Source organism: Pseudomonas fitomaticsae, assembly GCF_021018765.1.
Lineage (GTDB): Bacteria > Pseudomonadota > Gammaproteobacteria > Pseudomonadales > Pseudomonadaceae > Aquipseudomonas > Aquipseudomonas fitomaticsae.
In genome coordinates, this window is record NZ_CP075567.1 from 64,912 (window position 1) to 78,857 (window position 13,946).

11 protein-coding genes and 2 pseudogenes are annotated in these 13,946 nt (G+C 58.7%); 2 read left to right on the forward strand and 11 right to left on the reverse strand.

The annotated features are described in order from the left end of the window. Positions 1-6: 6 nt before the first annotated feature. From tssH to tssA, 11 genes are all read right to left on the reverse strand, one after another. Entirely contained in the window at positions 7-2,664 is a 2,658-nt protein-coding gene (gene tssH, locus KJY40_RS00315; RefSeq protein ID WP_230734291.1) for a type VI secretion system ATPase TssH, read from the reverse strand. Positions 2,665-2,675: 11 nt separating this feature from the next. Then, positions 2,676-3,683 (reverse strand): type VI secretion system baseplate subunit TssG, encoded by a 1,008-nt coding sequence (gene tssG, locus KJY40_RS00320; protein WP_007954381.1) that lies wholly within the window; start codon positions 3,681-3,683, stop codon positions 2,676-2,678. Then, on the reverse strand, positions 3,647-5,434 hold the full coding sequence (tssF, locus tag KJY40_RS00325) for a type VI secretion system baseplate subunit TssF (RefSeq protein ID WP_230734293.1): 1,788 nt from the start codon (positions 5,432-5,434) through the stop codon (positions 3,647-3,649). Before tssF ends, tssG begins: the two co-directional genes overlap by 37 nt. A 69-nt stretch (positions 5,435-5,503) precedes the next feature. Continuing rightward, entirely contained in the window at positions 5,504-5,926 is a 423-nt protein-coding gene (locus KJY40_RS00330) for a hypothetical protein (RefSeq protein WP_085606169.1), read from the reverse strand. A gap of 264 nt (positions 5,927-6,190) precedes the next feature. Next, positions 6,191-6,577, reverse strand: a complete 387-nt coding sequence (locus tag KJY40_RS00335) for a hypothetical protein (RefSeq protein WP_169432490.1) — start codon at positions 6,575-6,577, stop codon at positions 6,191-6,193. After that, positions 6,574-7,566 (reverse strand): DUF6402 family protein, encoded by a 993-nt coding sequence (locus KJY40_RS00340; protein WP_169432491.1) that lies wholly within the window; start codon positions 7,564-7,566, stop codon positions 6,574-6,576. The genes KJY40_RS00335 and KJY40_RS00340 overlap by 4 nt, the downstream gene beginning before the upstream one ends. Before the next feature lie 11 nt (positions 7,567-7,577). Then, on the reverse strand, positions 7,578-8,102 hold the full coding sequence (locus KJY40_RS00345) for a PAAR domain-containing protein (protein ID WP_102688425.1): 525 nt from the start codon (positions 8,100-8,102) through the stop codon (positions 7,578-7,580). 11 nt (positions 8,103-8,113) lie between these two features. Then, a complete protein-coding gene (tssE, locus tag KJY40_RS00350; protein WP_007954373.1) occupies positions 8,114-8,521 on the reverse strand; it encodes a type VI secretion system baseplate subunit TssE in 408 nt (135 codons plus the stop codon). A 9-nt stretch (positions 8,522-8,530) separates the two neighbouring features. Beyond that, on the reverse strand, positions 8,531-10,006 hold the full coding sequence (tssC, locus tag KJY40_RS00355) for a type VI secretion system contractile sheath large subunit (protein WP_007954371.1): 1,476 nt from the start codon (positions 10,004-10,006) through the stop codon (positions 8,531-8,533). A 28-nt stretch (positions 10,007-10,034) separates the two neighbouring features. Beyond that, positions 10,035-10,538, reverse strand: a complete 504-nt coding sequence (tssB, locus tag KJY40_RS00360) for a type VI secretion system contractile sheath small subunit (RefSeq protein ID WP_003229587.1) — start codon at positions 10,536-10,538, stop codon at positions 10,035-10,037. 32 nt (positions 10,539-10,570) lie between these two features. Next, positions 10,571-12,133 carry a type VI secretion system protein TssA gene (gene tssA / locus KJY40_RS00365; protein ID WP_230734295.1) on the reverse strand — a complete coding sequence of 521 codons (1,563 nt, stop codon included), beginning with the start codon at positions 12,131-12,133 and terminating at the stop codon, positions 10,571-10,573. A 715-nt stretch (positions 12,134-12,848) separates the two neighbouring features. Here tssA and KJY40_RS00370 point away from each other — a divergent pair. Continuing rightward, a pseudogene (locus KJY40_RS00370) lies at positions 12,849-13,130 on the forward strand (type VI secretion system tip protein VgrG); the annotation flags it as partial. A 102-nt stretch (positions 13,131-13,232) separates the two neighbouring features. Further along, positions 13,233-13,906 (forward strand): annotated as a pseudogene (locus KJY40_RS00375) (DUF2931 family protein). The last annotated feature ends 40 nt before the right edge of the window (positions 13,907-13,946 follow it).

The following is a 13,946-nucleotide window of genomic DNA, read 5'->3' on the forward strand; positions in this document are numbered from 1 at the left end:
CTCACCTCAGGCGAACTCGCAGGTCACGCTGGCTTCACCGTCGAGCGTCGCATGCACGCGCTTGAGACTTTCACCGGTGGCCATGGCGTCGAGCAAGCGGTCGGCCACCAGCGGCAGCACGTGCTGGTCGAGCAAGTGGTCGATCAGGCGCGCACCGCTCTCGCTCTGAGTGCAACGCTCGGACAGGTGATCGACGAGGTTCTGGCACCAGGTGAAGTCCAGTTGGCGACGATTCAGGCGCTCGCCCAGACGACCGAGTTTGATCTCGATCAGCTCGCGCAGTACCGGGCCGCCGACCGGGTAGTACGGCACCACTTTCATCCGCGCCAGCAGCGCCGGTTTGAAGTGTTTGCTGAGCACCGGGCGAATGGTTTCTTCCAGCACTTCGGCGGTCGGACGCGCGCCGTCTTCGCAGAGGTCGCTGATCTTGTCGCTGCCCAGGTTCGAGGTCATCAAAATCAGCGTATTGCGGAAATCGATCTCGCGCCCTTCGCCGTCGTTGGCCACGCCTTTGTCGAAGATTTGGTAGAACAGGTTGAGCACGTCCGGATCAGCCTTCTCGACTTCATCGAGCAGCACCACCGAGTACGGCTTCTGGCGCACGGCTTCAGTGAGCATGCCGCCCTCGCCGTAACCGACGTAGCCTGGCGGTGCACCGATCAGGCGGGAAACGGTGTGTTTCTCCTGGAACTCGGACATGTTGATGGTGGTGATGAAACGGTCACCGCCGTACAGCAGGTCGGCGAGCGCCAATGCGGTTTCGGTCTTGCCGACGCCGCTCGGGCCGACCAGCAGGAACACGCCGACCGGAGCGTCAGGCTTGTTCAGGCCAGCAGCGGTGGCGCGCATCGAGCGATCCAGTGCGTGCACGGCCTGTTCCTGACCACGAATGCGGGTGCGCAGGTCAGTGGCGAAGCTCGCGACCTTGGCGTTGTGTTCGCGGGCCAGTTGCGCCAGTGGCACGCCGGTCCAGGCGCTGATCACTTCGGCCACCAGACGTGGGCAGACTTCGAAACTGACCAGACGCTCCTTGACCTGAGCGGCGGTCAGGGCGCTGTGGGTTTCGTTGAGTTGTGCTTCCAGCGCTTCGACGCTTTGGCCTTCTTCAACTTCAGCAGCAACGGTTTCGATCACCGTGCCTTCGGCGTCTTCCTCAACGGTGACCACCGGCTCGACCGCAGCGGCTTCACGAGCCTTGGCCAGTTGCTGACGCAGTTCCAGCAGGCGCTCGGCCAGTTGTTTCTGCTCGGTCCACAGGGTTTCCAGTGCGACCATTTCGTCTTCGGCTTCGTCCAGACGCGCTTCCAGTGCGTCCAGCGCTTCGTGGTCGATCAGCAGACCGGCTTCGGCATCGCGGCGCAGGGCCTGACGCTGACGGCCACCTTCAGCCAGTTCGCCACGCAGGCGCTCCAGGCTTTCCGGGGCGGCGGCGAGACTGATGCGCACGCGGGCGCACGCGGTGTCGAGTACATCGACAGCCTTGTCCGGCAGTTGCCGACCGGCCAGGTAACGGGCGGACAGTTCCGCTGCCGAAACCACCGCGTCGTCGCGCAGGTAGATGCCGTGGCTCTTCTCGTAGACCTGAGCCAGGCCACGCAGGATGGTCACCGCTTCGCTCACGGTCGGTTCGTGCAGCTGAACTGGCTGGAAACGACGGGCCAGCGCCGGGTCTTTCTCGAAGTATTTCTTGTACTCGGCCCAGGTGGTCGCGGCGATGGTGCGCAGCTCACCACGGGCCAGCGCCGGTTTCAGCAGGTTGGCCGCGTCGGAACCGCCGGCATTGCCGCCTGCGCCGATCAGGGTGTGGGCTTCGTCAATGAACAGGATGATCGGCTTCGGCGAGGCTTTGACCTCGTCGATCACGCCTTTCAGACGACGCTCGAATTCACCTTTGACGCTGGCGCCGGCCTGCAACAGGCCCATGTCCAGCGACAGCAGCTCGACACCTTTGAGCACTTGCGGCACTTCACCGGCAGCGATGCGCGAGGCCAGGCCTTCGACGATGGCGGTTTTACCGACACCGGCTTCACCGACCACAATCGGGTTGTTCTTGCGACGACGGGCGAGGATGTCGACCATCTGGCGGATCGCGCCATCGCGGCACAGCACCGGGTCGAGTTTGCCGTCGCGGGCCTGTTGGGTCAGGTTGTGAGTAAAGCGCTCCAGCAGCGATTCGCCCTGGGCGGCCGGTTTGCCGTTGGCCGCTGCCTGAGGCTGTTGCGACAGGGCAAATTCCTTCAGGCGATCGATGTTCAGTTTGGCGAGCAACGGCTGGTAGCGGCTGCCGGCGTAGCGCATCGGGTTGCGCAGCAGCGCGAGGATCAGCGCCGCGTCTTCGACCGAGGTCTGGCCCAGTTCAAGGTTGGCCACCAGTAGCGCGTCTTGCAGCCACTGCACCAGTTCCGGGGCGAACACCGGGTTGCGCGAAGCGCTGTGCTCGACCCGCGATTGCAGGGCGGCGCTCAGTTCGCCAGCGTCAACGTCGGCATCCTGCAGCGCGCGGGAGAGCAGACCGTTCGGGCGCTCCAGCAGACCGAGCATCAGGTCTTCGACCAGAATCTTGCTGCCGCCACGGGCGACGCAGCGCTCGGCCGAACGCTCCAGATCCCGACGGGTTTCGGCGTCCAGCGCCTGGATGAGTTGTTGCAGGTCTACGTTGATCATGGCTCACGTCCTTAATGAATTTTGCTGCCCAGGGTCACCACGCCGTCTGCTTTTTCGCAGCCCAGCCAACTGGTCCACCCCAGGCGACAGTCGTTCTTCTCGCCAATGCGCAGTTCGCGGATTTCTTCCGGGCGCAGCACCAGGCGAATGTCGTAATCGAGCGGGTCACGCAGGGTGAACCGCACCAGCGCGCAGAGCGGCTGGTAACCGAAACCGATGGGCAGGAATTCGTGGAATCGCTCCCAGTCGAGTTCGGTGATATGAATGCGGAACTTGCCGCTGCGGTCGCGCACGTGTTCGCCCAGCACCAGGTCCTCACCCAGCACGCTGTTGGCGAAGCCGAGGCGGTTGCGCTGTTCTTCGAGGATCTCCACGCGGCGCTCGATGCACTGCTCGATGACCAGGTCTTCGTGCTTGAAGTAGTAACGCAGCACCGCTTCGATCAGCGCCGCCGAGTGCGCCCGCAAGCTGAGCAGGCCGAGGTACGGCAGCAGGCGTTTCCAGTTCAGTTCCTTGGCCTTGCGGATCTCGTCGCCGCCGAGGCCGATCAGGGCGAACAGCTGCGACGAGAACGGGTCGACCGCGCCACTCTGGAAGCTCGCGCGATAGCGATACTTGCGCCAGATCGGCAGCATCAGCCGTTGCAGGCGATGGTGGAACAGGTCGAGGAAGTTGCGCGTCGGGTTGCCGTCTTCGCTGTCGCCCAGGGCTTGTTCGCCGTAGAACGCCGGCAGCGGCGAGCCGGAACCGACCAGGCCGATCAGGTTGAACCGCAGGCGCGCGCGCATCTGCCCGTGCTCTTCGAAAAACTCCACACGATCGACATCGCTGCGCGGAAATCCGAGGCTCGGGTTGGCCTGGAATTCCAGCTGGTCGTACAGGTCGTCTTCGCTCAGGTACGGGTGCGCATCGCGCAGCCGGTCGATCACCAGCAGCACGGCCTGAAACAGCGAGTACTCGCGTATTACCTTCGTCAGCCCGCTTAAAGCAGGGGCTGCAGGCCCATACGTGGTGTCCATTGGTACACCTCTCCCTGTGTGCTTTTTACCCGCAGCTCGTGGAATGAATTGAGACTGGCGTAAAGCGCGAAAAACTCGTTGAGAACCGAGGCGAAGACGAACAGGTCGCCCTCACCGATATACCCTTCCGGGTCGATGGTCAGTTCGGTGCGCAAACCGCGCACCGGCAGACCACGGTGCAACCGGTCCACGTGGTGATGCTTGATCAGTTTCAGACCGCCGAGCAGGCGTTTGCTGACCTTCTCCGCGTGCTGGTCGTAATAGCGCGGCAGGTCGTAGGTTTCGAGAATCACCTTCAGTGCATTGACGTCGGCCAGCGACAGATAGTTAAGCGACATGTTGCTGATCAGCTTCCACAGGAAGTCACGGTTCAGCGGCGGCGCGAAACTCGAAGTGGCCGGGGTGATGTTGCGGAAACTCAGGAACTCCGGGGTCTCTTCGCAGGCCATGCAGATCTGCCCGAGCTTGAGTTTGCGCGGCAGGTTCTGGTTGGTGCAGACCAGCTCGATCGACAGGGTTTCGTGGGCTTCGGTGTGGCGGATGCCGAAGCTCAGGTAGGTGTCGAGACCGTCGTGCAGCAGCGACGAACGCTGGCGGATGCTGTAATGCGGACGGCTGTTGGGCACGTCGAAGCTCGGGTCGTGCTCGAAGGATTCGAACGGCACGTATTCCTGATAACCGAGGCCGCCGGGCTTCCAGCCGGTCACGGTTTCCACCGAGAACACACCGCAGTTTTCCAGATCGAATTCCGCCGGCAGCAGCAGGTATTCGTCCTGTTTACCGTCGAGGCGGATCGGCAGCGCGTCGTGTTTGAACAGGTTGACGATCGGCGTGCAGAACAGCTTCACGTTATCCGTCGTCGGGCGCATGCGCATGATCCCGCTCTTGCGGATATCGAAGCGCAATTCCAGGCCACGCATCTGCTTGAGGGTGTCTTCCGGCAACGCCTTGAGGATGTCCAGACCGTGGACATCGACGAACAGGAACTTGTCCTGGAAGGCGAAGTATTCCTGCAGGTAGCGGTAGCCGCGGAAGGTGTTCAGCGGATACGGGATCAACGCTTCTTCTTCGGCAAAGCCCACCGGCTTGACGCGGTCGCCCGGAATCTTGAACGCCATCGGCTTGCCGCTCGCACCATCGATTGGCTTGCCGGCGCCGTCGAGCGGAATCAGTTCGATGCCGTCGAGGTTGCGCAGCAAGCTCAGGTAGAGCATCTGGCTGATGTAGCGCTCGCCGGCAAAGTGCAGGCGCAGTTTGCTCAGTTCCAGCTCGCCGAGGTGGCCGTCGGCACTCATCTCCAGGCGCAGGCTGAGCAGCGAACCGTCGCCCTTCACCGAGTAGTTCAGGGCGGCCAGATCCAGCGCCATGACTTCGGTCGGGTAGCAGGTGCGGAAACGGCAACGCACGTCTTCGATCGGCACGCTCTCGATTGGCGTATCACGCTCGACCTTCAGCGCCGGCCCGGAACGCTTGAGCGGGTCGAACTGCAGAATGCTGAACGCCGGCAGCGGGCGCATGTAGTTCGGCCACAGCAACTGCATCAGGGAATGGCTGAGCTCCGGCAACTCGTCATCGAGCTTCTGGCGCAGCCGCCCCGTCAGAAATGCGAAGCCTTCCAGCAACCGCTCCACATCCGGATCCCGCCCGGCCTGCCCCAGGAACGGCGCCAACGCCGGACTACGCTCGGCGAAACGGCGGCCCAGTTGGCGCAGTGCGGTGAGTTCGCTTTGGTAGTAGTGGTTAAAGGACACGGGTTACCTGCCTGGTAGTGGAACTCATGGAATAACTGTCCTGCGGATTACGCTCGATACCTGACCTGATCATTGGATGGCACTCTCAGGCTGGTTCGGCTGGATGCGTCCAGCGATGTTTCTTGATACCCAGCGCAACTCAATGACTTGAGAAGCGAGGATTGCCAGCAAGGTGACGCAACCTTGAGCCACGCCATAAAACAAGGCTCTCAATGGGTTGTCGGGGAGCATCCAAAGCAGGATGAAGCCCACCATAAGGCTCAGAATCACCAGCTTGGCAACGAGGCTTGGAATCAGCGCAGCAATAAAATTGACACCGAGAAAAATGTAAAACATCGCGTAGCTGGCAATACCGATGGCGACCCCACGGGTGGTGAACCCACCGTTCAGATGCTTGTAGGCATGTACTACTGCATTATTCAAAAACACGTAGGCCACACATCCGAAGGCATGGACAAACAGGCACATGGCGATACGGTAGTAGTTGCTCATGCTGGTCTCAGATTTCCGTACCACGATCCAAGGCCATGGATAGCTACAACAGCAGCCAAAACCGAGAGCGTTAGTGCGCGGTGAAGACGTGAATTTCGAGTCGCCCGATGTGAGGCAGTCAGGAGCAATAACAAGCTCAACAAGGCCAGGCAGCCAAACAGATCACTGTCAGCAACACCGGCCAGATACCCCTGCAAACTCATTGCGTCCATGAATACCGCTCTCCAACTTTCTCAGGTAGCGAGGCCGCCTTTAAATCAGGCATCAACGACACTCTGAAACTATCCAACTTTCCCAGCCTTCAGAGCCTGGATAAACAATCATCTCTCCGCGAAACTCGGGTGCAACGCCGGGACTCCCCTCATCCCGCCAGAGATACCATTCTGATGTTTTTAGTAGATCGTTATTTTTTGTATAAACGCGATAAAAATACGGACTGCTAAAGTACTTAAACGCACGACCAGCCACTACACCCAAAAAATTGTAATTCGGTGAATACGTTGCGATATAGCAGCTTCCTGAGTCATTCCAGTCAATGAAAAGAGGCTCCGCGGCCTTTGAGCTAAGCACCTTCAAGCCCAAAAGAACCAAAACTGGCACAAGCACGCACAACGAAAAAAGTAAAAAGCTCTTTCTAAGGGACGCTTTCATGGCATTGCCTTAGGTTTGGCTGATCGTTGCGAAAATTCTGCAAAATCTGCAGAGGTAAAACGATGATGAATGGATACAGGAATTTTCTTGACCGTAGAGTACACAAACAAATCACCACCCTTGCCAAGTTTGCTGCGGTAATTATTGTAACTATCGTTGGTCACTTTGAAGTAAACCTTCCCCTCAGACTCATATGTTTCCGGCGAAGTTAAATATGCAAAAATGCTCGGCCTGACAACGCCGTCGTGATTCCAATACCCAAGCAGTTGGTCGCTGCCATCTTCATTCAGAAACTCATATGTATCACGTACATAACAACCAATTTCTTCAATCGTTAATGTAGCAGCCATTTTTTTCGTCTTGGGTGTAGTGCTGAATTTTGTGACTGCAAATTTAATAACAAATCCACCCAATGTGCCGTACACATCATCCAATGGATTATTCTTCTTTTCCGAAGTGGTAATCCCGATAGATCGAAAATTATATTGCGTAGCAGACTCCAGCATTCTTGCACTCAGGGCACTGTAGTCATGAGCACCCCTAGCAAGGTCCTGGTTAGCCTCGTCAAGAACTCCAAGCGTTCTCATGCAAGTCATAAATTGCAAAAGCCCCGGTGCTAATTGCGTCAGTCCCTTTTGACGGCCAATAAGCTCATTGTATTGACTGGGGCTTGCGGCCTTCGCAATAAGCTCTTTGATGGTTTCACCTGTGTGGGGCGAGGAGGAGGTAAGCCATTCAAAATCCAAATCATCAAACAGTTTTTCTTGGGTGATCTTGTCAACGGCAAGACGTCCCCGCTTCTCACTTGAGGACATCACGAAAGGCGCACCGTCGAACCAACGCTGCATGATTCGAGCGCTTTCCTTCCAGCCCATTTTTCTCATCACACCTGGAATATCTGTGATCTGGAAATGATCGACGGCCGCTTCCGCTGGCTTCTTGTCAGAGGAAGGGGTGAGTTGAGCTGTTACAGGAGTGGGTGCCGGCATGTGATAGTCCCTTAAGCAATCACGAGCGAAGTCTGTTCTTCGACGATAAGCGTGACACTTTCAGCGAGGTGGGAAGCAATAGGCCTCGTTCGACCTTGTGCATCAGTAACGCCCCTGACCTCTTTACCGGAGGCTGTACGCAAGGTGTACGGCCGGTCAGCAACCGGTGCGCCGGTTCTAGGATTACGAACCACAAAGTGCTGACTAAACGGCCACTGAATCTCCACCGGCAACGGCGGCACAAACGGCGCGGGCGAATGCGAATTGCCGATAATCACCGTCCCGGATCCAGCCGTGACTTTATTGCCATGAGATCCAACCGAACCGACCGTGGCGGCCGGCTTGCCGTTGATCAGAACCGTGGTCGCCAGATCGCCGACCAACGCACCACCGCACGCCGAGGCATCGCCCTGGCGGGCGGCCGGGAGGCCGTCGAAGAACACGTCGCCGGAACCGGCGGCGATCGGGTTGGTGCCGTGGCCGGGGAGCGGGCAAGCGGTGGGGTCGGATACGCGTGCTGCAGGTTTGCCAGACATCGGGGTTCTCCTTAGTTGACCTTCACTTGACCGCTGCCATCCAGGCGCGCGGCGAAACTGACCTGACGCTTGAAACCCTCGACTTCCAGCAGGCCTTCGATGCTGAAGGCCAGGCGAAGCTGGTCGTGGTCACGCGGCAGGGAAATGACACGCACGTTGCTCAGGCGCGGTTCGTAGGCTTCGATGAAGCTTTCGATGGCCAGGCGGGCCTGACTCAGGGAGTCGTGCAGGCTCAGGCGCATGTCATTGAGATCGGGCAACCCGTAGTCGGACAGCGTTTGCACGCTGCCGGCCCGGGTGCTGAGCATTTTGGCCAGATGGGCAGCCACCGACGCCATGGCCGAAGCCTCGAGGCTCCTGCCCTTGCGTAGTTCCGCGTCGCCGTTGAGGCGTTCGAAAAGGCTGCCGTATCCGTCCATGAGTCGCTCTTACTCTTTGTCCAGCTTGCCAACCAGCGACAGGGTGAAATCGGCACCCATGTACTTGAAGTGCGGACGCACGTTCAGGCTGACGCGGTACCAGCCCGGCTCGCCTTCAACGTCGCTGACGATCACTTGCGCAGCGCGCAGCGGACGACGGCCACGTACTTCGGCGCTCGGGTTTTCCTGGTCGGCCACGTACTGGCGAATCCACTTGTTCAGTTCCAGCTCGAGGTCGGTACGCTCTTTCCACGAACCGAGTTGCTCGCGCTGCAGCACTTTCAGGTAGTGAGCCAGGCGGTTGACGATCATCATGTACGGCAGTTGGGTGCCGAGCTTGTAGTTCAGCTCTGCGGCCTTGCCTTCTGCGCTGATGCCGAAGAACTTCGGCTTCTGCACCGAGCTGGCGGAGAAGAACGCCGCGTTGTCGGAGCCTTTACGCATGGTCAGGGAGATGAAGCCTTCCTCGGCCAGTTCGTATTCACGACGGTCGGAAACCAGAACTTCGGTAGGAATCTTGGTTTCGATTTCGCCCATGCTTTCGAAGTGGTGCAGAGGCAGGTCTTCAACGGCGCCGCCGCTCTGTGGGCCGATGATGTTCGGGCACCAGCGGAACTTGGCGAAGCTGTCGGTCAGCTTGGTGCCGAACGCGTAAGCGGTGTTGCCCCACAGGTAGTGCTCGTGGCTGTTGGCAACGTTTTCCTTGTACACGAACGATTTGACCGGGTTTTCTTCCGGGTCGTACGGGTTACGCAGCAGGAAACGCGGAACGGTCAGGCCAACGTAGCGGGAGTCTTCCGAGGTACGGAAGCTCTGCCATTTGGTGAATTGCGGGCCTTCGAAGTGATCTTTCAGATCCTTCAGGTCCGGCAGACCGGTGAAGCTTTCCAGGCCGAAGAATTTCGGGCCGGCAGCGGCGATGAACGGCGCGTGGGACATGCAGGCTACGCTGGACACGTACTGCATCAGTTTCACGTCCGGCGAGCTTGGGGACAGGTAGTAGTTGGCGATGATCGCGCCAACCGGCTGACCACCGAACTGGCCGTATTCAGCAGTGTAGATGTGCTTGTACAGGCCCGATTGCATCACTTCCGGCGAATCTTCGAAGTCGTCCAGCAGGTCGTCCTTGGAGACGTTGAGGATCTCGATCTTGATGTTTTCGCGGAAGTTGGTGCGGTCGACCAGCAGTTGCAGGCCACGCCACGACGATTCCAGCGCCTGGAAGTCCGGGTGGTGCAGGATTTCGTCCATCTGACGGCTGAGCTTGGCATCGATCTCGGCGATCATGCGGTCAACCATGGCTTTCTTGACCGGCTCACCGTTGTTCTGCGGCTTGAGCAGCTCTTCGATGAACGCCGACACACCGCGCTTGGCGATGTCGTAGGCTTCGTCGTCCGGCGTCAGGCGGGTTTCGGCGATGATGCTGTCGAGGATGCTGTATTCGCCGTTTTCTGCGGCGTTCTGTTGTGCTGCGCTAGTGCTCATTGTGTTGGCTTCCTTGGCTGCTGGAGTCTCAAGCGTCCGGGGCTGCGGCGTTCAGGCCCAGCTCACCGAGTACGCGACCGCGGGATTCGTCGTCGGCGAGCACGCCTTCGATGGCTTTACGGAACGCAGGTGCGTTACCCAGCGGGCCTTTGAGGGCCACCAGCGCGTCGCGCAGTTCCATCAGTTTTTTCAGCTCAGGCACTTGCTCGACCAGGCTGGCCGGGTTGAAGTCCTTCATGGAGTTGACGCGCAGTTGCACAGCCAGCTCGTCGGCCTCGCCATCTTCCTGCAGACGGTTCGGCACGCTCAGCGTCAGACCCAGCTCTTGCTTGGCCAGCACTTCGTCGAAGGTCATCTTGTCGATGCTGATCGGCTTGCGATCCTCGATCTTGCGATCGTCCTTGCGGTGGGTGTAGTCACCGATTGCCAGCAGCTTCAGCGGCAGTTCAATCTCTTCCTGAGCACCGCCGGTGGCGGGTTTGAAGGTGACGTTGATGCGTTCCTTGGGGGCTACCGAGCCTTCTTTGGCCATGGCTTTTCTCCTTGCGGTTGTGGCCCTGGGGCCTATTCGAGTACCACTTCGAGATCGAGGTGGCACAGCCTGCGATAAATCTCTTCCTTGCGTTCACGTACGGCATGGTTCTGCGGTAACAACTCGCAGCAACTGTGCAGCAGGTGCAGCACTTCCAATGCAAGATCGGGCTCCCAGGCGTGCAGGCCTGAGTCCTGTAATGTCTGATCGAGGGTTTCGAGCTGGTTCTTGGCGAGTTCGTATTTCTTGGCCAGGAAGCACAGCCGCGCGAGGGCGAACTGCCAGAAGAAGCGTTCGCGGCCGCCGTGGGCCGATTGCAGACCCTGCTTGAGGATCTGCACGGCAGGCTTGAGGCCTTCCTTGCGCAGGATCGGCTGGACTTCTTCGAGGGCCTTTTCCCAGGCTGGCTGGGTTTCGACGTTCTCGGTCTCGGCCTTGCGCGGCGCGCTGGCGCTTTGCAGGTGCGGCATAACGTTGCCGGCGATCCACGCCCGGGTGGACGGATCGGCGAACGGCGCGCCGTCATGGAAACGTAGCTCGATGATGCCGGGCAGGCGCTGAATCAAAAGCGCGAAGTGGATTTCCACTTCGCGCATGGCCAGCTCGGCGTTGAGGTTCTGGAGACACTCCCAGACCATCCTCTGGCCATCGAACCAGAACGGCGCCTTCGCCAGGCTCGCCTCCAGTTCCACCAGCAGGTCGGCGTATTTGCCCTGGTCGAAACGGTCCTGATACTGCTTGAGCTTGTCGACCGGCAACCCGCGCAGCACGGTGATCTGCTCGGCGTTGCGCTCGGGCACCGCGTCGATCGTCATCCACAGCAAGGTGCGGTTGAGGCGCAGCGCGCGCAGGTCGGTGGCTTTCTGCTTGAGCCACCAGGCACACAACGGGCGGGCGCTTTCCTGCTGGGCGCGCAGGGCCTTGTGAGCTTCTTTCTCGTTGTCGATTGGCGCGCCGGGGGCCAGCAACTGGCTGGCAGCCTGCTTGACCTGCGCCACCGCCGCGCCCACCACGCCGGGAGCCGGCTGGTTGTCGGCGGCGCGCTGGATCATGGTTTTCAGACGACGGGAAAGCGGCAGCAACAGCGGCGCATCATCGCCCAGATGCTCGGTGCAGGCGGCGTCGAGACCGGACAGGTGCTCGGACAACTGCCGGAACATCGGCAGCTGTTCCTTGATCGCGATGTTCTCGGTGATCACCTGCTCGAGACGCGGCACCAGCCAGCCAATGGCGGCGGCCCGGGTGCGGGGTTTGAGCGGATGAACTTCGGCCCAGTTGTTTTCCGACAAATGGTGCAGCAAAGCGAGGCCGGCCAGCAGGCCGGGGAAGGATTCACGCTGGTACAGCGACCACGTCAGCCAGGCGCCGACACGCAAATCCTTGGATTGGGTACGCAGGAGGTTTTCGCTGTTTTCGCGAATTTTCAGCCAGTCGATCTGCCCGCTTTCGTGCATCGACGAGGCTTTGGCCAGCTCGCTTTCCAGCGCCTCGAATTCGCTCGAGAAACGAACGTCTTCGCCCGCAAAATTCTCTTTGGAAACAGAGACTTTAGCGAGTTCGAGGTAATGGGCGGAAAGTTTGCTTGAGTAGGACATCCATGGCCTTTATTTGGATTACGGTCGTGCGCCTATTGGAATTGCAGCGGCGCGGGACAGTATCGAAGAGCAGTGAGAAGACTCATCCAATTGAGTGTGTGCTCTTTCAAGTGGGCGCATCGTAATCACTATGATGGCCACTAGCAAGCATCTGATTAAACAACAAGACGAAGTGTTCATTGGGCGCTGTAGGAGATCGCCCTATATGTGACAGGGGTTTCCCTGATATCGGTTTATATTCCTCATTTTCCGCAACACCCTCCAGAAGCATTGACCTAGAGCGGCTTGAGAAAGCTACAACCCGCATTTGTACGACCGTTCCATAAATACGGGAGAGAGCATGACAAAACCGGAAAAAAATTGAAGTAGGACGTTTCCGAAATTACACCGTCATCTATTAACAAATGACTGGCGACAACTGAGCACAATAAAAGTGCCATCAATTTGATGGCAATTCATATGTTGAATACTGTTGGAACACCCTGCACGCGGGATTATCAGGCAGGTTCTTTATCGTTTTAAATCACTTTCTTACCGCCATTTCCCACAATCCGAACGTTGTTTTACAACGCGGAACGCTCTGACTTAAATCAGGGACTCTTCTTACATAAATCTGTGTAACGCCTTGTTAGCGTGCCCGGCAATGTTCGCGTGCGCTGACCAGGGAGGGTTTCGACATCACGCCGATTTTCCCTCCCTGCTTAAGGACAAGCGTATGTCCTTGGCTGTCAGTTCTGCGGTTTTTACCCTGCGGATCCCTGCTGTTCGCAACGACTTCAAGGCGCTGGCCTTCGAGGGCACCGAGACCATCAGCACCCTTTATGCCATCCAGGTCGAACTGGTCAGCGAGGCCCCTGACTTCGATATGGAAGGCCTGCTCAGTCAACCGGCATTCCTGCGATTCGGTCTGAACGGTGAAGGTATTCACGATCCCATCGAAGACGTGCTGACCGGTGAATCGGGCAAGCGGTTGACCCGTTATCGCCTGACACTGGTACAGCAAAGGGATTCAACGAAACCGGGCTGAACATCCTGTTTATCAATCGCCCTGCCGACAAACCTGCTCATGTGGTGCACCCCAATGCGTGAGAACTCGTAAATGCTCAAGATTGTCTTTGCGCTGACACTGGCTGTTTTGCTGGGCGGCTGCACGTTCGCCGACAGAAAATCACTGCCTTACGACGGCTGGATGCTCAGATTTTTCGCCTCCGATTACATGGAGGTCTGGATCGAAACTGCCGACGTTGTGGACGTCAACAAGCACGTGTTTCGAGGCGCAGCCTTTGGAATTCCGGCCATTTCCTACCCGCGGCCACTCAGTAAAGGAATACCCACCAAGTTCCGGGGGAAACCAATAGGGTGGCCGGAACATCCCGTAGGCAAAGGCCGATATGTCACCGGCGCCGCGCTGCCACGTCTGGTCTACGTGCGCTGGTAGTCGATGGCCGAGCCGCAAACCTATGAAGCCTACATAGAGATCCCGGAGTCGGCGCGCCAAGTCATGCTCAAGAGTGAAAAAGCTTTCTGTGGGGCAGACGGCAAATGGATTACGGATTACCGAAACATGGTGGTCATCGGCCTCGCGCCCGGCGGCATCGCCAAGGTCTGGTTGCGCGGTCAGTGCCTTTTGTCGACCGAAATCATACGAGTCCAGGCCACGATCAACCCCAAAGGCCCCTACGATGGCAGGTCCAACGGGAGACATCGACAGCTCCATGAAGAATCCAAGGCCTACATCAAAAAAAATGCGGCATCCCCTACGACTCCTGGTGACCTAGATTGCCGAGCACCGTCTACCGCCAGCGACCACAAT

Coding starts and splice junctions, on each gene's coding strand:
- tssH (WP_230734291.1), bottom strand. CDS start 2,664: ATGATCAACGTAGACCTGCAACAACTCATCCAGGCGCTGGACGCCGAA.
- tssG (WP_007954381.1), bottom strand. CDS start 3,683: ATGGACACCACGTATGGGCCTGCAGCCCCTGCTTTAAGCGGGCTGACG.
- KJY40_RS00330 (WP_085606169.1), bottom strand. CDS start 5,926: ATGAGCAACTACTACCGTATCGCCATGTGCCTGTTTGTCCATGCCTTC.
- KJY40_RS00335 (WP_169432490.1), bottom strand. CDS start 6,577: ATGAAAGCGTCCCTTAGAAAGAGCTTTTTACTTTTTTCGTTGTGCGTG.
- KJY40_RS00340 (WP_169432491.1), bottom strand. CDS start 7,566: ATGCCGGCACCCACTCCTGTAACAGCTCAACTCACCCCTTCCTCTGAC.
- KJY40_RS00345 (WP_102688425.1), bottom strand. CDS start 8,102: ATGTCTGGCAAACCTGCAGCACGCGTATCCGACCCCACCGCTTGCCCG.
- tssE (WP_007954373.1), bottom strand. CDS start 8,521: ATGGACGGATACGGCAGCCTTTTCGAACGCCTCAACGGCGACGCGGAA.
- tssC (WP_007954371.1), bottom strand. CDS start 10,006: ATGAGCACTAGCGCAGCACAACAGAACGCCGCAGAAAACGGCGAATAC.
- tssB (WP_003229587.1), bottom strand. CDS start 10,538: ATGGCCAAAGAAGGCTCGGTAGCCCCCAAGGAACGCATCAACGTCACC.
- tssA (WP_230734295.1), bottom strand. CDS start 12,133: ATGTCCTACTCAAGCAAACTTTCCGCCCATTACCTCGAACTCGCTAAA.